The organism is Pseudomonas sp. NPDC087342, from assembly GCF_044744265.1.
In the GTDB taxonomy this organism is placed as follows: domain Bacteria; phylum Pseudomonadota; class Gammaproteobacteria; order Pseudomonadales; family Pseudomonadaceae; genus Aquipseudomonas; species Aquipseudomonas nunensis.
The window spans coordinates 160,559-179,848 of sequence record NZ_JBIUXZ010000007.1; the positions used below are offsets into that span (position 1 = coordinate 160,559).

Sequence of the window (19,290 nt, forward strand, 5' to 3'; positions counted from 1 at the left end):
GAAGCTACCAATGACTACCGGTGTACTTGAGCAGAGCGGCCTCTATGACAAGGGCGACTACGAATATGGTGGCGGCAAAGGCCTCGATACCAACGGCAATGGCAAGAAAGAAATAGATTGCTCGACGTTGGTTTGGAAGATGTTGAGCGGCGCTGGCTACAACATTCCATATCACACGACCTCGGTCCTCAATGGCAACGTTACCCACTACGACGTCATTGAGTGGGCCAACGTATTGCCCGGTGATATTGCGGTGTGGGCCAGCCACACAGGTTTCGTCGTGACTGCCGATATTGCGAATCGCAAAGGCACTTTTTTTGGCTCGCAGAGCTCGACAGGTCCGGCCCCGGCCAGTTTTGGTGCCGGCGCGAATTACTGGCGAATGCCGGGCCGATTCCTACGTGTGAAAGAGCAATACAAGACGGGCGCTCAACCAGCGCCTGCCCCAGCTGCTGCCCCAGCCCCGGCTCCTGCGGCTCCTGCTGCCTCAGCACTCATGAATTTCCAATACCCGATCAGGAAAGCTGACGGCAAACAGTTCACAGATGCTGAAGAACTCTACAAAGGTCTTGAGGGTGAAACGTCGGGCCATTACCTGCTGGGTAGCAATAAATTCTGGCATGGTGGTATTCACATCAGCGACAAAAGTGCCCCGCAGTGCAAGCTGAACGAGCCTGTGCGTTGCATGGCTGACGGTGAGGTCGTTGCGTATCGTCTGAACCAGGACTACTTGCAATCGACGTTTGGAGACAACGAGAAAAAGCTGAAGTACTCCAACTCTTTCTGTCTGGTGCGCCACGAATACAAATCGGCACCGAACCCGGAAGAGGGCGCGAATAAGGGCAAACAAAACAAGCTGAATTTCTACAGCTTATACATGCACTTGTTGCCTCATGCTCGTTATCCGCTGGCCCCCGAAGAAACGCCGGCCAAGAAAGTCACCATGAAAGTCGGTGACTTCAATGCCTATCCAACGGCTCCCCCGCCCGGTGTTGTTTCGCAGCCCGATGGAAAACTGGTTAATGGCACCCGACTGGAAATTCTCGAAACGGCGGAAAGCGGCGAGCTGACTTATGCCAAGGGCAAAATACTTTCCGGAAGCGTGAAAAAAGGCGCGGCGAAGACTCACGGTGTCGGGGATGCAGTCTGGTTTGCCTATTTGAAAAACGGCGAACCCTACAAAAACTCCCTAGATACGCAAATCTGGAAGGAAGAGCTGGTCCCCGAGCGTCTTCGGCCTAACTATTGGCAGGGCAAAGTCAAAGCGAAGGTCGTGAAGCGCTTGCCGCTTTACGAAGCGCCTGCAAACCCCACGAATGGGCAGCCTGCCGGTAGCCCGAAAGGGACTTTGCAGCTGAGCGTTGACAGCGTCATCGAATTTGACAGTAAGGCAGTTTTAAACCTGGCCGTTGGCAACCAAATAATGCGCATGGCCTCGTGCACATTAGTGAGTGGAGGTCTTTGGGGAGATGGCGTTACACCGACGACTTTCTGGGCCTGTGTCGAGAACGTAGTGCCCAATAAATATTTAAGTTGGGATACCGTCACACCGAGTGAATTCGATAGCGTAGTTGCGACTGGCACCGGGATAAAGGCGGGTGACCCGATCGGCTACTTGGGGCTGACAGAAAACCTCACAGGCGAAGATGGCGGCGTGACCAATAAGTACCAGGTTCATGTCGAGATATTCACTGCTGAAGCCGACGTTAAAGATTTCCTCAAAAACGTTGCCGGTTTGAAGATAGGTAAACAATACCTGCATCTTGCGGCAGGAGCCGAACTCAAGAAAAAGGCACCTGCCACCGGTAGTATTCCGGTCAAGAAGGAGCATGCGGTTGATTTGAGCAAGGCTCCCGTGATCAAGGAAGGCGATGAAAACTGGTATGACGTCAGCGTGGTTGAGGACGATCAGCCATTAAAAGGATTGGTTAAAAAGGCTGGTGCAACGCTTATCACGCAGCACGATTGGGAGAAGTTGGGTTTCCAGATTGTGGAAGAAACCAATGCCGTTGCTGATGGGTTCCTCGACCCTGAAGACATGCCTCAGTTCTTCAAGGATCTCTTCGCCAAAATTGATAAAAACCACGACGGGAATGTTGATCCCGGCGAACTCGCTGAAGCGTTGAAGAACGCTGATACGAGAGACCACTGGGCGAAGCTGATTGCTCACCACCCGACGGAGTGGAAGGACAAGGCAGAGTCGGCTAAGTGGAGTAAATTGGATACGTTGTTGGAGACTTCTCCAAAAACCTTGAAACATGAAAAAGAAAGAATAAGTAAATACGTTTTCTGGAGTGAGCTGTCAGGTAAAGCCGCTGTTAGTTCGGATGTGGTTTGGCATTTTCATCCGATTGAATTCATCTCCAACATGACGGCGAAAAAAACCTGCGAATGCAATGCTGTTGTTAAAGCGACTCGTTGGGTTTCTAGCACCATGACCCATTATGGTCCACTGCATACCGGTGATAAGGAGTTAGGCAGCGCCCCTCAATGGGATGAACTGGTGTCCGGGGGCAGGATTACAGCAGATGAAAAGAAAATCATTGTTGTAATGTCGGGGAATGAAGCAAAAATCAACGGCGTACAATGTTATGACAGCGAAGTGATCACTGCGGGGGCGATGCAAAAAACAGTGAAAGTTTCGGGTGCCGGTGAGTTGCCTGTTCAGATCAAAAAATTCAAGGATCAGTACCCAGACGCCTATGTTGAATTTTTTGAATCGAAAGGCTGGAAGTTAGATGAAACAGGTACAGCCCCCAAATTATATTATCAGGGGGAGGCCCGCGCTAACGGCGCTAAATTGGAAGGCCAGGCGCTAAAAGATAACCTGCAACTCGGATGCAGTGAAGCGACCTTTGGCAAGGTAGTTGATTGCCAGCCTGTTTCTGTAATGGCGTGTGCGATTGCCAGCCCGTTATACGTAGAAATACAAATAATGGATTTTATCGATAGACTACACAGTGCGTTGGGGAAAGTGCCTACGGGGTACAGCTTTAGTGCTGAAAAGCTATTCAAGTCTCCTCTGGGGAAAGCCGTCATCCTTGATCATGATATAAACAGGCCCGCCAACGTAAAAGATGATTTAGGTTCAGCGCTCGATACGTTTTTTGCCCAGAATCCTGCGGTCAGTAGAAATGTTGATACCTGGGGAGCGGCGCACGGCACGAATGAGCAGAAGGTTCTCGATTTGTATGGCAATAACAGGCGGATGACCAACCCATCCCTCCGTTATACTCACCTAAAGGCAGGGCTCTGAAAGTGTTAAAAGCAAAGTTTTTTATCGGTACATGTTTACTGTTTTCAATTAGTTCTTTTTGTAATGCCGCAGATTCGAATTTGACCGGTGCCGATGGTTCGACTCTCAAGTTTTCTTCTTGGGATCAAAATGCAGCTGTCTGGAAGCGCGCTATCTTCTCAAAGATGAATAGCAGCTTTGATATATACGAAGGTGGGGTCGGTTCTTCAATTGGCCTGGGCATTAACTCTGACTCTCTTTCGCCCAACAAGAAATATGCTCTGCTTCAGCGAACTGTATTTGGAGAGTTGAGCAGCGGTCAACAGGTGGATGCTACCGAGAATAGCTATTGCGATATGGTCTCGATGGACACGGGTTGCGTACTTTTATCACGTTCTGCCGAAGCTTGTTCCGGTAGTTGGAAAGGGGCAAATTGGTCGACTGATGGGGGAGAGGTGATTACGCCGAAGTTGGAAACGATTTCCCCTGGCAACTTAATAAAATCAGTGGCATCGATTGCTAATGCATCGGCGAAAGGGCTTGCTGTAAAAGACCAACTATTCATGGGGCCTGACTCTTATATGAGCTGCTATCCAGCCGCCAAAAACGTCCAGGCCTTAAATGATGTTGGTTTCTATCTGGCACAAGCAGGTGATGATTCCTCCGCACTGAAGATTTATCGGGGTATTGAAGTAGTCGGTAAGCGGACTGTACTGATGCTGAATATCGCGGACTCATTGTGGAATTTGAAAAAAACTCCTGAGGCAGCGGAGTATTACAAAAAATACTCTGACGCTATGATCGCGGAAGGTAAAGCCGGCAAAGTTCCTGCACGCGTTGCTGAGCGGGTGAAATAACAGCGCAAGGGAACGAGTTTATATGTTCATGGCCTTGAAACACGTGGTTTCGAAAGACGCAGCCATAAAGGCCAGTCACTGCCTGTAAATTTCGTGGCGCAGCTATAAACGTTGAAGAAGGGGACATTCAGTCCCCTTCATACTTTTATTACACTGCAGCCCGTTGACGGCTCCCCGGATCCGGCGAATCAATTTGATTCAGCGCTTGCTCCACCATCAGATGCACCCCATCTGCCAATCGACTCAGCCCCAGCGCTACCGAGCGGCGTGTGCCTTCCACGTCGTCCGCCAAATCTGCAGCGATGGCGCTGATGGACAGCAGGTCTTCGGATGCATTGGCCAATAGTGTTTCGGTTTGGTGGTCGGAGGAGGCGGTGAATAGGGCGCCTTTGCGGGGCTTGGGCTTGGTTTTCGTTTCGGGGTTGGGGCCGAGGTGGTAGTCGAGGGCGCGTTCGGCGGCTTCGTGGAGTTTTCTGGAATCGAGGGATTCGTAGGGGGATGTGGATAAGTCGTCGGGTGGGTTTGGTGTTGGTTTGATCATTAATGGCACCGATTTTTTGAGCTATCACCATTCGCTCGCACTTCGAATGGGGTGGCAGCTGTGTATAGGTGTGCAAGACCGGAATCGGTAAACCGGCAGACCCGAAGGTCTCCCACACACAGCCGCCATAACGATTCGCGAGCATAAGAAAACGCTCGATGAATAGCCATAACCGATGTGTACCAATTCCGGACTTGCACGTCTGGGTCACCGTTTTTTGCGATGACCAGAAGAGGTTATCGGTGAACGCAAACGACGCCTAGTTCACGAACACCCCCGCGTATCGAAGGAAAAATCCGATGGTTTTGCAGGCAATGTAAGCGGATGATCCGACTCTTTTAAACGTAACCAGCGCACTGCTTAAACAAGGGCTTTCGAGTGATCGACATGGAGTGTTTTTTGAAACAGCGCGGTTTCGGCGCGGTGCTGAAGGCTGCTTTTGTACTGAGCCTGTTCCTGGGTGGCGCGAATGCATTCGCTGAAGGCCAACCTTGCCCGTTCGATGTCCCGCAAACAGACCTGAAAGTCGCAAGCTGCGTGCAGGAAGGGGACGTGAGCATCCTGAAACTCGTGCCCCGCAACGAACCTGAGTCCACCAACGACTTCGACAACCTCCCCACCTTCATCGTCTCCGGGAAAAACCTGCAGGACATTTTGGCGGTTGTTGGAATCGATAGCGCACGGCGTTACAACAAGCTGATCGAAGTGCCTCATGCTGAGGGACTCAAGGAGTTTTCGGACGCTGCGCCCACCGCAAAAGCGTTAATGAAGCAGCAGGGCTGGACGCTGTTGGACATGAAAAACGTTATCTACCCTGGCCCGGATGATGTAGAGGGGTTTTCATTAACCTGCAACACACTTCAAGCAGAAACAGTCCAGGGGTTTGTCGTGGTTTCGCAGTGCAACACCTTTTATGAGGAAGGCGTATCCGACTTGAAAAAACTCCTGGCCCGAATCACCTGCGAACCCGCAAAAAGTGAAGCCTTCCCAGTGCTCAACACCGACTCAGGCACCATCGTTTTCAACTACACCAAACTGCCTGAAGAAGAATCCCAAGCTTCCGACGACGTAGCCATCGACGTCGATTTTGTGAATTGTGCCGACGGTATAAAGAAGAACATCGGCGGGCTGCCATTTTTGGCGGCCACTGGTCGCGTGCAAGCGGCTTTCCTGGCTCAGGCCAAACCCGATACCGCGCCGATGCTTTTCATCATTCATGCGGTCGGAATCAGAGCCTATACGGGCGTTAATTATCTGGGCGAGTACTACACCGTTCATGCGTATTCCCCTACCGCGAAGGGTTACGTAAGAGATGAGCGACTGTCGAACTATTTTGGCAATGGCGGCGATATTGCGCGCGATGCTGAGTCGGAGGAGTTGGTCTACACGTTCCCGTATAAAACCGCGGATGAACTCGTGGCCAAACTCAATTCTGCCGCTTATAAAGGCTGGGCAGCGGGGGACAAGGTAACGCTCACGATCAACAAGAAAACTTCCATTTACAGTTCGCCGGTATTAGCCGATGTCACGAAGATGTATTTGATCCAGGGTGATTCGGTGTTGCAGGAAGGCGTTGAGGCGGGTTGGGTCAAGATCCTGTTCAAAACCCCCAAGGGCAAAGCGATTCGGGGCTGGGTGCAATGCGGCGATGCCGGTGGTTGTTAATCGATACTTCATGGAGCGGAGTGCAGTAAAACAAATGAAAAACGTAATCCTGGCGGTGTTGGCAGGCTGCTTTATCACGATGGCGAACGCTGCCGATTTTCAACGCGTGACCGTAGAGCCGCAGGGCGAGCAGAAAGTAGTGGGGCCGTGCATTGGCGATCAAAACACCTTGCAGCTGAAGAATGACGTCATCAGCGTCGTTGCGCAGAACGGTGAAACTTACAGCCTGAATGCCGATGAACAAACCGAGGCGCTTGCCGCTTACTTCGGATCGGACGCTGATTCAGGTGTGTGCGTGATGGCCATCAAATATGCCGAGAACGAGGTGAATGAAAGTTTTTCGCTGTTCGTCTTTGATCCGCAGCAGAACCGGTTCAAGCCTTCCGCCGTCAAGACCATCACCAACCCGGAATTTACCAATAATCAAATCCTCAGCAACTACAAGGATGGACCGACTAATTACAGCGATACCTTGTGTTTTGATAGCAGCGATTACTTCCCCTGCGAGAAACGCGAGTGGTTTACAGAGCGCCTCGGCAAGCAGCAAATGTGTGAGGGTGAAGACGCGTGCGCACTGCCCGACATCATCAGCGCAGCAACGGGCCAGCCGGTTGACGCGACGATCGCCGGTGCAAAGGTTTACTTGCTGAACAAGACCGATGAAGCGGTTTTTACGCAGAGGAAAGCCTATCTGGTGCGCGGCGACAGCGTAACGCTGGAAGACTACGTTCGGAACGACGAGGGTTTGTACTTTCAGGTGACGTTTGTGGGCAAGGTCAAGACGGTAGGCTGGGTACCGGCGAAGTCACTCAACATTGGCTATTAACGGGTGGCTGGCCACGCCCATTAATAAATAAATCTGCCCCCGATTTCCTTTAGACTTGCGCCCCTCAAGGAAGACCTCAGGACACGGAATGCCAGTCCCTTCAAACACGCTCCGCAAAGCCCTGGTTGCCTGGCTGTCCGCCGCAGCCCTGGTGCATCTGTTCGTCAGCATCATCCTGACCTGGGTCGGCCCTTCGGGATGGCTCGACGTCTACCTGCAAAACGTCGACTACGCCTTCTGGACGGACCTGCCACCGCGCGCCGCCCGCGAGCAACAACTCTGGTGGCTCGCCGTGTTCGGCGCGACGCTGCAAAGCTATTCCCTCTACATGTTCGCCCTCGTGCGAATCGGCAATCGCCTGAAAACTCCGATGGCGTGGGGTTGGTTGATCGCCGGCATCGTGATCTGGGCGCCGCAAGACATGTGGTTTGCCCTGACGGCGCAGCTCTGGGTGAACTTGTGGATTGACGGTTTCGCACTGCTGACTTTATTGCCGCCGCTGTTCTGGCTCTATTGCCACGACCGCCGCAACGCCCCTTCAAACAACCCACCGAGTGACGCCGACCATGCCTGATTTTTCTCTTCTGGATTGGGCGGTTGCGCTGCTGATTGCCCAGGCCATTTTGGGGGCGCTGGATACCCTCTATCACCACGAACTCACGGTCGCGCTGCCGTATCGGCACAGTGCGCGGCTGGAGTTGTCGATCCATGCGCTGCGGTCGTGTTTCTACGGGATTCTGTTTCTCGGCATGGCGCATCTGGCGTTTCAGGGCACGTGGGCGATTGTGATCGCGCTGCTGTTTGCCCTGGAAATTTGCCTGACGCTGTGGGATTTCGTGGTCGAGGATCGCAGCCGCAAACTGCCGGCCATCGAGCGGATCATGCACACCGTGTTGGCGGTGAATGGCGGGGCGTTTTTCGCGTTGTATGGCGTGCAACTGGCGCAGTGGGCGAGTCTGCCGACGGGCCTGTCCGCGATTGATCTCGGCTGGCGTGGCTGGTTGCTGACGTTGTTTGCGATTGGCGTGACGGCGTCGGGTATTCGCGACGGCTTGGCGGCGTTGCGCATGCAGCGCGAAGGCAAACCAGCGAACCCGTTCGCGGGCGGCGCTTATAAGCGCGTGTTGGTGACCGGCGGCACCGGGTTTATTGGCGAAGTGCTGGTCAATCAATTGCTCGACGCTGGCCACACGGTCAGCGTGTTGGCGCGTGATCCGTTGAAGGCCGCGTACCTGTTCGACGGGCGTGCCCGGTGTGTGCGATCGCTGAGCAAACTCGGCTATGACGAAACCTTCGATGTGGTGATCAACCTCGCGGGCGCGCCGGTCGCCGGGCCGCGCTGGAGTGCCAAGCGTCAGGCGCAATTGATCGCCAGTCGGGTCAACACCACCGAAGCGCTAATGAGCTGGCTGAAGAACGCCAAACATAAACCGGCGCTGTGGGTGCAGGCTTCGGCCATCGGCTATTACGGCGTGCGCGATGCCAGCGAAAGCCTGGATGAAGGGGCGAGCAAGGGCGACGGTTTCATGGCCGAGTTGTGCGCCCAGTGGGAAGCCGCTGCGCAACCGGCCACCGAGTTCGGCGTGCGTCAGGTGGTGTTGCGGTTGGGCGTGGTGTTCGGCCCGGGCGGCGCATTGTTGCCGTTGCTGATTCCGTTTCGCCTGGGTTTCGGCGGACGCATGGGCGATGGTCAGCAGATCATGAGTTGGGTGCATCGCGATGATGTGATTCAGGTGATCGCCCGAACCTTCAACGACAACAGTTTGAGCGGCACGTACAACCTGGTGGCGCCGGATGCGATAAGCCAAGGCCTGTTCGCCGAGCGCGTCGGCAAAGCCCTGAAGCGCCCGGTGTGGTTCCACATTCCCGCAGCGCCGGTGCGCGCGCTGGCCGGTGAGATGGCGCAGTTGTTTTTCGACGGTCAACGGGTGGTGCCGAGCCGATTGACCGAGGCGGGCTACACCTTCCGCTACCCGACGCTCGACACTGCCCTGCGCGATCTGGCTTGAGGATTTGTTCATGAACAAGCCTGTGATGTACCTGCTGGCCGGCAACGGTGGCGCCGCTGATTGGTGGGATGACGCGCTGCCGCACTTTCAGCGTTATCAGGTGGTGCCGCTGGAATTGCCGGGCTTCGGCGACAATCCACAGGCGCCGTGCGAAGACCTCGCGGCCTACGCTCAGGCGTTGCTGGCGATGACGGTTCAGGGCAGCGCGATCATGGCGGTCGGGGTCAACGCGCTGCTGGTGCTGCATGCACTGCAACGTCAGCCGGGACACTTTTGCCGCAGCGTGTTGCTGGCGCCGGTCGGGGCATTCTTGTGGCAACGACGGTTGCCGGCGCTGATGTCGCCGCTGCCGATTCGCAAGACCATTCATTGGTTGCTGGCGAATAAACCTGCGCTGTTCAAACACAAATTCTCCAACCAGACCTGGACGCCCGCGCAGTATCAGCGCATGGGTGCCGGGTATGCGCGCTGTCGCGCGTTTGTGCCGCACTGGGACTTGGTGCGGGCCGACACGGCGTTGCCGCTGCTGGAGTGGATCACCGATCCGGTCGAGTTGGTGTGGGGCGATCAGGACAACGTGCTCGGCATCGCCCAGGCTGCGGCGTGGTCGGCGATTCTGGCGCGTGCTGATCTCACTGTCTGCCTGAAAACCGGTTGGGGTCATTACCCGTGGATCGACTCGCCTTCTGAGTTCGCCGCGTGGCTGGAGTCGGGCGAGCGTGGATTCGTCGCGCATACCAAGGGCGGTCGATTGCGTCTGGCGGAGTTGGCCGGGCAAGCGGTGCCGCCGGCGCTGTCACTCAACGATGCTCTCGATTCGCGGTTGCCTGCGTTTCTTGCCAGCCAACCGGACGCCACGTGGGCGGTGCGTTCCTCCAGTTATGGCGAGGATCAAGCCGACGCGGCGAATGCCGGGTTGAGCACCACGTTCCTGCGTGAACCGACCTCCAACGTGCCAGCGCGCATTACCGAGTTGAGCGCGGCGGGTGTGGAAGAAGTGGTGGTGCAACGCTTCATCACGCCCAAGGTGTCCGGAATCGGGTTTGTGCGGCATCTGTCGGTCGAACTGGAGTGGGTCGAGGGGCATCTCGAATCCTTGGCCGACGGTCAGGTCAGTCCCGAGCGCGCGATCATTTCGCGCCTCGGGGAATCGTGGAGCAGCGACACGTTCAAGCCCTCCCACGGTCTGACGGCGGATCTGTTGTGGCGCTTCCTGCAAGGTGTGTTGCGGGTCTTTCACTACGTGCCCGGCGACGTCGAATGGGCCTGGGATGGCCAGCAACTCTGGCTGCTGCAATACCGGCCGATCAGCGACTACGGCTGGCGCCGGCACCTGACCGCCGCCAACATCGCCGAGATCCTGCCGCCGCAACCGAGCGTGTTCGTGGAGTACGCGCAACGACGTGCTGCGGCGAGTATTCCGGCGATCATGGCGCGGTGGGATTCGCGGGTGTTGCAGGACAACGAGCCGTTTACTGCGGTGTTTGGCGGCGCTTCGTATATCAACAATGATCTGTTTCTGGCGCGGCTGGCGGACTGGGGGATTTCTGCCAGCAGCTATGCCGGTGAGGTCGGCGGTGCGACGCCGCATCTGCCTTGGCGACCATTGCGAATGCTGCGTTCGTTGCCATTGTTTCTACGGATGCAACGCATCGCGCGCGGGCATTTGCTGACACTGGAAAGGGGTTTGCAGCGCTTCGATCAGGAGCTCTCCGAGCTGATCGTACAAGGCGCCGACGGCCAGCAACTCGCTGATTGGTTCACCCGGTTTTATGTGTTCGTGGTGCAGGGCAACCTGTGCATCGCTACGTCGTTGGCCAGCAGTGGCGGCGATTTGCTGGGCCGACCGCCAACCGCGTATGACGATCTTGAAAACAGCCCGCATCGATTGCCGTGGGAGACCGATCCAGGCACGCCACGCCCGGCGCCGACCGACCTGCCGTTGCAGGCCTTCCCGCAATGGTCGGGGCTGATCCGTGTGGCTCATTCGACCGGCCTGCCGGGCCTGCGCGGTTACTACCTGCAAGTGCGCGAGTGGTATCGCGACAACCTGATGCGGATCTTCTTCCGCCTTCATCACGCCATGCCGTTGGCCGACCGAGCGCACTGGTTCGCGCCACATCCGGACATCCGCAGCCGCGATGGCAGCTTCTGGCAGGACGGTCGCGAAGGCACCGAACAAGCGACCGGATTCATGATTTATCCGGGCCAGGTGCAGGGTATTTTGGGCGATGACATTTTGCTCGAAGACACCCTGGACCCCGGACGCCACGCGCACTATCAGGCCGCGCGGGCGGTGATTGCGCGCATGGGCGGGCGCTTGTCCCACGGCTCGACCTTGTTGCGTGAACTGCGCAAACCTTCGGCGGTGCTGCCTCAAGTCGATGTGGCGTGGCTGGGGTGTGAGGTGCTGTATCGCGATGGTGAACTGACGTTGGTGAAGTAGTTTTTGATGAAAAGGAATTCTCTTGTGGCGGGTGTGAAGCGTGGATGCCTGGCGTGGTTGGCGCTGGTGATGTCGTCGGCGGTGTTCGCGGCGGAGTCGGGCGCGGTGCAGTGCCCCAGCGCCAATTTTGCGGAGTTCGTCACCGCGTTTACGGCGAATGCTGATACTCAGCCAGCCTTTGTCGCTTCGCCGGTGATGGAGCTGTCGGTGGTTTCCACCGGGTCGAAACCCCGGGTGGTGCAACGCCAAGTGCCGATGCTGAGCCCGCGATCGTTGGTCGAACTGTCTGCGGATTACATCGCGAAATCCGGGCTGAGCCTGCAGGTTCAGTTGCCCAACTATGTGTTCGTCCGCGACCGCAAAGGCGAGGTGCTGAAGGTCCTCACGTTCAAGTTCGGCGACTGCTGGAAATTGGTGCGGGTCGAAGACTGGTCACTGGAAAAAGTGCTGTCCGCGCAACAAGGGGAACTGCGCGCTGCGCCGGGTGCCCGCGCCCTCAAGCGAGGCGCGCTGTATGACGCGCTGACGAACGAGTCGGGGTATCCGGCTGATGTGCAATTGTATATTTCGTCCCTGGACAGTTACCTGGACGGTGCTGCCCAGGGTAACGACCAGGCCGCGTATGCTGCCGCGTCGGTCAGCCTTTCGGGGCAGGCGCCGCGCCTGGACAACAGCAAAATCCTCGAACTTTATATTCAAGGTTCCCGAACGCTCGCACAGGCCAGCCATGCGCTTTCCGGGTTTTATTGTGACGAAGGCGAGTATGGCGACCCGCGCCCCTGTGCCGACCCGGCAAAATCCCTGGCGGCGTTGAAAAGGTCCGCTGCGCAAGGCGCGCCCTATGCGCTCAACGACCTCGGCAGCGCCTTTCAGCGTGGCACGCAGGGCATTCAGGATTCGCAACGAGCGCTGGCCTGTTACCTGGCGGCGGCAAATAAGGGGCAGGAAGGTTCGCGCACCAACGCGGAACAACTGATTGCTCAGGGCATAACAGTTGACGCGGCCAAGCCGTGCCTGGCGCAAGAACCTACTGAGGAACCCCAGGCATTGGCCTGCCCGTCGGAGAGTTTCGATGCGTTTTTAGCCGACTTCATGGAAAGCCCGGCCATTCAAAAAGCCTTCACCCACGTCCCGATGAAGAAGCTCATCACGGTGGACGCCGAGCCTGAGCCGAAGCAGGTCAGTACGTTGCTGGATCGCAGCGAGCTGGTATTTCCGCTGATCCCAGAGGCGAAGGCGCGTGAGACGCAAGGGCTGACGCTGCAGGTCGTGGACAAGAGCGAGACGTCGGCGACGGTGAAACTGCAAAAGCCGGATACGGGTTATCAAGTCATGTACCGGTTCAGTTTTGATGGGTGTTGGGGACTGGACGAAGTGCAGGATTTCTCGATTTGAATGCCGGGGTTATTTCAAAGGATTTGAAGTGAAAAGATTGCTGCTGTTCGTGATTGGCGTGCTGCCGTTGACTGCTCAGTGCGAGGTTGTGTCGGAGAATCTTTGTTTTGAAAGGGGCGAGGGGAGTCCGGTGAAATTCGAGCTTCGGACTTACTACGACGAAACGAACAAATGGCACGGTGGGTTTGTTAAGTACGCATCCTCCGGCGTGGCGATTCCTCTGGTGTTAACCGATCACCAAGCAGAGGAAGTAGGCCCAGATATGCCTTGGCTGGCCACCACCACGTGGACCGAGGTGTCTGACGGGAAGGTGTCCGGCGAGTACGAAATGGTGAGTCAGGGCGTGACAGTCCTTTCCATGACTTACACGAAGAAATCGAATGGCAAGCAGTACGACTTTTCTCACAACTGGAATATCGACTTTTCTCCGGAGAAGGGATGCCAATGGGAGCAGTGAATTTATTCAGGAGTTACAACATGAAAGGACTTTCGATTTTATTGGGCTGCGTCCTGGCTGGTGCAGCCTCTTTATCTTTCGCCGCCGATCCATCCTTCACAGACTTCAAGGTCACCGAAGTGTTTGCCGGTCCAAACCACGCCCTGGCGCCCCAGGAAAACAGCAACCAATGGATGGATGAAGCGCGAGCACAAGCGCTTGCCGGCAAGGTCAATTTCGCCGGGCACTACGTTCTGCACAAGGTTGGCTGTGGCGGCAGCGCCATGTGTGTCGAGGTGCTGGACGCGCAGACGGGCAAGGTCGCGACAGGTTTGCCCAATGCCTACGACGGCAACTTACTGGCTCTGTCTTACCACCCCGACAGCAACTTGATCATCGTCTCCGGCATCACTGCCGACACCGAAGAAGACCTGAAAGGTAAACGGCTGAAGAATCGCGATAGGACTCGCTATTACGAGTTTGTGAACAACGAGTTTCGGCTGTTGAAAATCTCCGAGGAATAAACGATTCGGCGAATGCCAGAACAGGGGCTTATTCATGATTAAGCGTTTTTGCGTGGGCAGCCGTAATCTAGCGTTGCTGGTCCTGGGCGTTTTAATCGCGGCGAATTGCCAGGCTGAAGATGTTTGCAAAGAAGTCACCCAAGGCGTGTCGGTCTACAGGTGCTCGGAGTCCAAACGGAAAGCCGCCGATGTGCAACTCAACGTCAGCTACAAAAAGTTGATGGCGCGGTTTGAATCTCAGCAGCGGGTTAACCCAGAGCAAGGAAAGGTCTTCATGGCCATGGCCAGGGATTCCCAACGCGCATGGCTCAAGTTGCGCGACACCAATTGTCCGCTCGAGGCCACGGATATTGAGCCGGAAGCAGAGGCGTCTTTCACGACGATCAACTTCTGCATAGCCAGAATGAGCACGGAACGTGCGGCATACCTTGACGGGATTGTGCGGGACTAGTCAAAACAAGGGAGTTGTCTTTGAAAAAGTTATTGATGCTGATGTTGCTGGCCTTCCCCGCATTCGCTCACAGCGAAGTGGAAACGGAAATTGACTGTTTTCAATCCCTGGAAGGCAAAGACATAAAGCTGGAGTTCAGGATCTACCGTGACGAGGCCGCCAAGTGGAGCGGGGCGGGCGCCAGGTATGGGACGTCCAAAGAGTCGATCCCGCTGGTATTCAAAAGTACCGAGCAAGAAGAAATGGCCGAAGGCCGGCCTTTTCAATTCACCACCACGTGGGTGGAAGTCGTTGGCGGCGCCGTCACGGGTGAATACGTCATGGTTCGTCAAGGTGCGCTGATTTACGGCATGTCGTACACAAACGCAAAAAGCAAAAAAGCGGTATGCGTTTGATCATCACCCGTTGATTGAGTCTTCTGCTGAGAAGGGGTGTCAGTGGTGAAGCTGTTTACCTTGAAAATTCCAATGTTCCTGATGGCGCTATTGAGCTTTGGCGCGGGTGCCGCTGAGTTGGTTTTCCCCCACGCAACGATCTGTGAGCCTTATGGCAAAGCGCCCGGCAGTTGTTCGGTTGCCTTGAATTCAGACGGCTTTATTTTAGATGCCGGCTCAGGAAAGCGACTGCTCGACGCCCCGGAAGACACGGGCTCGATATTAACAAACGCGCTGTATCGATCCGGCAGCCAATACATCCTGGACAGTGAAAATTACTCTTCCGCCAAGTCGCGCCGTTGGGTGGTCTTCAGTTATGACGGCAAAGAGATCGTCCTGAAGCATGTCTACATTTTTTCATTAGCGATCTCCATGCAGGTTGGCCCCTACTGGCATGGCTATGACTGCCGTCCGGTCAATGCGAAGTTGGTCCGTGCGGGGGGACTGTTGGAGTCGTCCCTGGAGACGCTCTGCAAGGACGTCGAAGCCGACGTGGTCACGATTGCGGATCAAGCCCCCGCACCTTCGGCCGCCGGCTCGCTGGCGGTCAGTGTGCCGGTGTACAGCGACGGGCAACGCAATGGCGCGGCAACTTACCTGTTTAAAGGGACGGATGAGCCTGAGTTTTTGAAGATGGCGTGTGACGCCGGCTGCGCGCTGCCCTTGAAAGAAACGGCTTCGCTGAGTACGGGGGAGGTAGTGCAACCGAGTGCCAGCGACAACCCGCCAACGGTGATCAAACGGCAACAGGCCAGTTTATTGGGTGATGCATCCCATCAAAACGTGTTTGTGCTGACCGGTGATGCTGGGACAACTTACCGCCGCTTGCAGATCACACCCGAACATGGCTCCGGCGACGACATCCTGCTGGATACCTCCAAGGCGTTGCCGTTGATCAAGAGCCAATACTCGTCGGCCATGAGCGATGTCTTCGGCGTCAACATAATCAGCAACCCGGCAGGCGTGCTTAAGATCATCGATATACAAGGTGACACCGTGTCGGTCAAACAGTCTTCTGCCGAAGCCGGGAGCGCCCTTGTACTGGTCAGCAGCGAAGAAGATAACGCCGTTTATAACTTCAACCTGGTGTTTCGCTACAACAAAAACTCCAGGCAATTTGAGCTGAAAAACGTATTGCAGGTAACGAACAACGAGGCCTGTGATCACTCGATTGTCAGTGTTCGAGAAGTGCCTCTGGGCGTGATCGGCGAAAAGTCATTGGCGTCTTTTGATGGGCGCAGGGCGTTTGAGCAGCTGTCTGACTTGCACCCTAAGTCTGCCGACTACAAGAAATTGATGATGACTGACGTCGCGGAAAAGCTCGACAAGGCGTTGGCGCTGCATCGAAAAGGGCAGACCGAGGCGGTCCGGGAGTTGATGGGAAGCTTCCTGATGTACAACAACGCAGGCCAATGCGACCCAGAAGGCTACATCGCTTCAAAGTATGACTTCCCTCAGTTTCCCGGCTGGTCTAACGACTTGGGGTTTCTATTAGGCGAAACCGGTTATTACCAAGAATCCATCGAATTGTTGAACGCCGTAATTGCCCGAAATCCCAACCGAACCGTGGCCTATCTGAACCTCGCGGACAGTTACTGGGGACTGAAAGATAAAGTGCGGGCGGCAAAGGCTTACAAGCAGTACGCCGCGTTGATGACTGACGCGGGTAAGGCGTCGAAGATTCCCGCGCGAGTGGCAGAGCGCAGTGATGGAGTAGTTGAGTGATGTGGGGATACAAAAAGGTATTAGCCGGTATTGCCTTGGCGGCGTTCATATCTCCGGTTTTCGCTCAACCGTCCTGTCAGCCCGAAAGCTTTGAGACGCCCGATCTGCTGATTTGCAGTCAGGAAACCTTCGACCGACTCGATTCATCGCTGAATGATCAATACAAAAAAGCGTTGGCCAGTCTTTCTCCGGACGACAGGAAACTGTTGGTGGATGTGCAGCGCAGTTGGGTGAAGTTCAAGGAAGAGTATTGTCAGGAGCTTTATGAACATGCCGGAACTGGGGAGGATCCGGCACTCAAAAAATGGTCCTGTTTATTGCACACCACCAATGGACGGCTGAGTGAGTTGATGTATCTGCAGACAGGGATGACCAACGATGGTTTCTACAATGCGATGCAGGCGATGGTGGGCAAGGATCAAGCTATGACGTTGGGCGCGGCGGCTGATCGCTTGGGAGGAGAGGCATTGGTTGACCCGGTCTGGCAGCACTACGTGGATGGCCACTGCGAAATGGCCTTCAGCCTATTCCGCGAAGACCTGGAGTACTGCGGGCAGCGAATGCGCTTTCAGTTGCCGATCTATCGCTGACTGCTCAGTTGGAAAGCGTGACTTGGCAGTCATTGACGCCAAAAAGCGCTACATCTTCTTCCAACGTAACCCGATAGTGTCGTTATCCCCCAAACTCGCTACACTCCGCCAGCCGTTCATTTTCCTTTTGAGGCTGCACGCATGAAATTTCGTTTTCTTCTGTGGATGCTGGGTTTGTTGATGGGTAAGGCCAGTCGGACTAATCCTGCATTTCAACAGCAGTTGGGTGACAAGGAATTGGTGTTTCAGCTACAGACCCTGGATGGGAAAGTGGCGCGGCATTTCTTTGTGAAGGATCAGCGTATTACCAGCAAGTCCGGCGTGTATGCCGAGCCGGCGTTTGCGATTGCCTTTAAAGATGCGGCGTATGGCTTTGCCACGATGCAGGCGAAGAACAAGCAGTTGGCGTTTATGCAGGGGATTCAGGACAAGTCGATTCAGATCAAGGGCAACCCGGCGCTGGTGATCTGGTTCCAGGGGTTGACCAAGTATTTGAAGCCGCGCAAGGCGAAAGCTAAGGCTTGAGTTCGGCATTGGGGTTGTGACGCGGAGCGTCACGGGATGCGTTACCACGCGGAGCGTGGGAACGATCGGGGTGGTCAAGGTAGACCGGGTTGGATTCTTCGCGGGCGAGCCTCGCTCCTACAGGGATCACCTTAGATCCTGTAGGAGCGAGGCTTGCCCGCGAAGCTTTTAAGCTTGGGTAAATTGCGAGGCAAGCTCGCGCAGCAGTACTTCAGCCTCGAGCACTTTGCTGACCACATCATTGGCCTTGTCGCGGGTCAAACCAAGCCGCTCCAGCAGCGCATCCGGAATATCCTCATCCGGCCCGGACCCAATCCCGCGGCTGCGCAACAAACGCACCGCCAGGCACACAAGGTTCGGGTATTCGGAGTACGCGTCGTCATAGCTCGGGTCGTGCTGGAAGCGCAACGCCGTGGCCAGTTCGTCCGGCATGTCCCAGTAGCGCATCAGCCAGGAGCCGATCTGTTCGCGGCTGATACCCAGCAAGTGTTGCTCGACGTAGCTGTGGCACAGGTGCGGGTTGACCTCCAGGTGGCGGCAGATCAGCGAGAAGTGCGGCGGGAAGACGTGGGCCAGCAACAGGTAGCCGAAGTTGTGCAGCAGGCCGGCGAGGTAGGTCAGGCCGGCTTCCGGGCGCTGGGCGCGGGGCATGGCGCGGGTCAGGCCTTCGATGACGGCGGCGGTGTAGATCGATTGCTGCCAGTACGGCGTGGTGTGTTGCGGGTGGTCTTTCGGCAGGCTCAAGGTCTTGCCGAGGGCCAGGCCCAGTGCCAGGTTGATCACAAGATCGAAACCCAACACGCGGACGATTGCGTCTTCCACTGAGCGAATCTTGCCCGGCGAGGCGTAGTACGGCGATGCCGCCCAGCTCACGACTTGCGCGGCCAGGGCCGGGTCGGTTTCGACGACGCCAGTAATGTCGTCGATGGTGGCGTTGGGGTCCACGCGCAGCTTGATGATCTTCTGCGCGGTTTCGGCCAGCGGTGGAATCTCGATGGTCGCTTCCAGGCGTTGCTGGATGCGCCGCGCAGTGAACGCTTGAACGGCCTGGGTGATTTCCTCGCGGTCATCATCGGGGCGGTCGAGGTTCGGGCGGATGCTGGTCAGGGCTTCGCCGAAGTTGGCGGCGCTGGCCTTGGTGAGCATGCTTTTGAAATCGTCGCTGGAGATTTCCAGCAGCACGTTCGGCTCGCCGGAGTTGATCAGCAGCTTCGGCTCGCGCAGCAGGCTTTCTTCGTACAGGCACGGCGAACTGGTGAGCGCCGGCAGGCCAGGCAGCAGGCTCAGGCTGTGTTTGCCGAGCATCTTCTCCAGACGCTCGGTCGACACGGCGGTCAGTCGACGGCCAGTCAGTTCGGCGAGGCGATTGAGGTCCAGCAACTGGCTCTGCGGGAACAGCACCATGAGCGCGCCGACCGCATCGTCGAGCAAAACTGCCTGCACTTTACGTGCGGCGTTCAGGCCGTGATGGTCGAGGACTTCTTCGTAGGCGATGCCCAGTTTGCCGAGCAGCAGCCGAATAACAGACGGAGCGTGCGGGGTTTCAGGGGCGAGGGCAGCTTCAGTCATGGTCTGTATCCGTTTGCAAACAATGGCAGGAGTATAACCACCTTGTTTAAAACCATGGTCCA

17 protein-coding genes are annotated in these 19,290 nt (G+C 56.1%); 15 read left to right on the forward strand and 2 right to left on the reverse strand.

Annotated features, from left to right (window positions below):
- The first annotated feature begins 10 nt into the window (after positions 1-10).
- Positions 11-3,256 carry an EF-hand domain-containing protein gene (locus ACIOYV_RS17275; protein WP_401325440.1) on the forward strand — a complete coding sequence of 1,082 codons (3,246 nt, stop codon included), beginning with the start codon at positions 11-13 and terminating at the stop codon, positions 3,254-3,256.
- 2 nt (positions 3,257-3,258) lie between these two features.
- Complete coding sequence (locus ACIOYV_RS17280) at positions 3,259-4,092, forward strand: type IV pilus biogenesis/stability protein PilW (RefSeq protein ID WP_401325443.1); 834 nt, start codon at positions 3,259-3,261, stop codon at positions 4,090-4,092.
- Between the two features lie 148 nt (positions 4,093-4,240).
- On the opposite strand, the gene ACIOYV_RS17285 is transcribed toward ACIOYV_RS17280, so the two are convergent.
- Entirely contained in the window at positions 4,241-4,633 is a 393-nt protein-coding gene (locus tag ACIOYV_RS17285; protein ID WP_054048398.1) for a DUF6124 family protein, read from the reverse strand.
- Positions 4,634-5,032: 399 nt separating this feature from the next.
- Between ACIOYV_RS17285 and ACIOYV_RS17290 the strand changes: the two genes are divergently transcribed.
- The 13 genes from ACIOYV_RS17290 to ACIOYV_RS17350 all read left to right on the forward strand — a co-directional run bounded on the left by ACIOYV_RS17290 (position 5,033) and on the right by ACIOYV_RS17350 (position 17,659).
- Positions 5,033-6,298, forward strand: a complete 1,266-nt coding sequence (locus tag ACIOYV_RS17290; protein WP_401325446.1) for a hypothetical protein — start codon at positions 5,033-5,035, stop codon at positions 6,296-6,298.
- Positions 6,299-6,332: 34 nt separating this feature from the next.
- Positions 6,333-7,124: a hypothetical protein gene (locus ACIOYV_RS17295; protein WP_401325449.1), complete on the forward strand. Its 792-nt coding sequence runs from the start codon at positions 6,333-6,335 to the stop codon at positions 7,122-7,124.
- A gap of 88 nt (positions 7,125-7,212) precedes the next feature.
- Entirely contained in the window at positions 7,213-7,698 is a 486-nt protein-coding gene (locus ACIOYV_RS17300) for a cell division protein (RefSeq protein ID WP_290023078.1), read from the forward strand.
- Positions 7,691-9,133, forward strand: a complete 1,443-nt coding sequence (locus ACIOYV_RS17305) for a TIGR01777 family oxidoreductase (RefSeq protein ID WP_401325452.1) — start codon at positions 7,691-7,693, stop codon at positions 9,131-9,133. The genes ACIOYV_RS17300 and ACIOYV_RS17305 overlap by 8 nt, the downstream gene beginning before the upstream one ends.
- A 10-nt stretch (positions 9,134-9,143) precedes the next feature.
- Positions 9,144-11,579 (forward strand): alpha/beta hydrolase, encoded by a 2,436-nt coding sequence (locus ACIOYV_RS17310; RefSeq protein WP_401325455.1) that lies wholly within the window; start codon positions 9,144-9,146, stop codon positions 11,577-11,579.
- Between the two features lie 6 nt (positions 11,580-11,585).
- Complete coding sequence (locus tag ACIOYV_RS17315) at positions 11,586-12,974, forward strand: sel1 repeat family protein (RefSeq protein WP_401325458.1); 1,389 nt, start codon at positions 11,586-11,588, stop codon at positions 12,972-12,974.
- A gap of 28 nt (positions 12,975-13,002) precedes the next feature.
- Complete coding sequence (locus ACIOYV_RS17320; protein WP_401325461.1) at positions 13,003-13,431, forward strand: hypothetical protein; 429 nt, start codon at positions 13,003-13,005, stop codon at positions 13,429-13,431.
- A 20-nt stretch (positions 13,432-13,451) separates the two neighbouring features.
- Positions 13,452-13,934: a hypothetical protein gene (locus ACIOYV_RS17325; protein ID WP_401325464.1), complete on the forward strand. Its 483-nt coding sequence runs from the start codon at positions 13,452-13,454 to the stop codon at positions 13,932-13,934.
- A gap of 34 nt (positions 13,935-13,968) precedes the next feature.
- A complete protein-coding gene (locus ACIOYV_RS17330; RefSeq protein WP_401325467.1) occupies positions 13,969-14,385 on the forward strand; it encodes a lysozyme inhibitor LprI family protein in 417 nt (138 codons plus the stop codon).
- Positions 14,386-14,405: 20 nt separating this feature from the next.
- Positions 14,406-14,780: a hypothetical protein gene (locus ACIOYV_RS17335; RefSeq protein WP_401325470.1), complete on the forward strand. Its 375-nt coding sequence runs from the start codon at positions 14,406-14,408 to the stop codon at positions 14,778-14,780.
- Between the two features lie 45 nt (positions 14,781-14,825).
- Positions 14,826-16,544, forward strand: a complete 1,719-nt coding sequence (locus tag ACIOYV_RS17340) for a tetratricopeptide repeat protein (protein WP_401325473.1) — start codon at positions 14,826-14,828, stop codon at positions 16,542-16,544.
- Positions 16,544-17,134 carry a lysozyme inhibitor LprI family protein gene (locus tag ACIOYV_RS17345; protein WP_401325476.1) on the forward strand — a complete coding sequence of 197 codons (591 nt, stop codon included), beginning with the start codon at positions 16,544-16,546 and terminating at the stop codon, positions 17,132-17,134. Before ACIOYV_RS17340 ends, ACIOYV_RS17345 begins: the two co-directional genes overlap by 1 nt.
- Before the next feature lie 141 nt (positions 17,135-17,275).
- On the forward strand, positions 17,276-17,659 hold the full coding sequence (locus tag ACIOYV_RS17350; RefSeq protein ID WP_401325479.1) for a helicase: 384 nt from the start codon (positions 17,276-17,278) through the stop codon (positions 17,657-17,659).
- Positions 17,660-17,827: 168 nt separating this feature from the next.
- Here ACIOYV_RS17350 and ACIOYV_RS17355 read toward each other — a convergent pair whose 3' ends face one another.
- Positions 17,828-19,228 (reverse strand): aminoacyl-tRNA deacylase and HDOD domain-containing protein, encoded by a 1,401-nt coding sequence (locus tag ACIOYV_RS17355; protein WP_401325482.1) that lies wholly within the window; start codon positions 19,226-19,228, stop codon positions 17,828-17,830.
- Between the last annotated feature and the right edge of the window lie 62 nt (positions 19,229-19,290).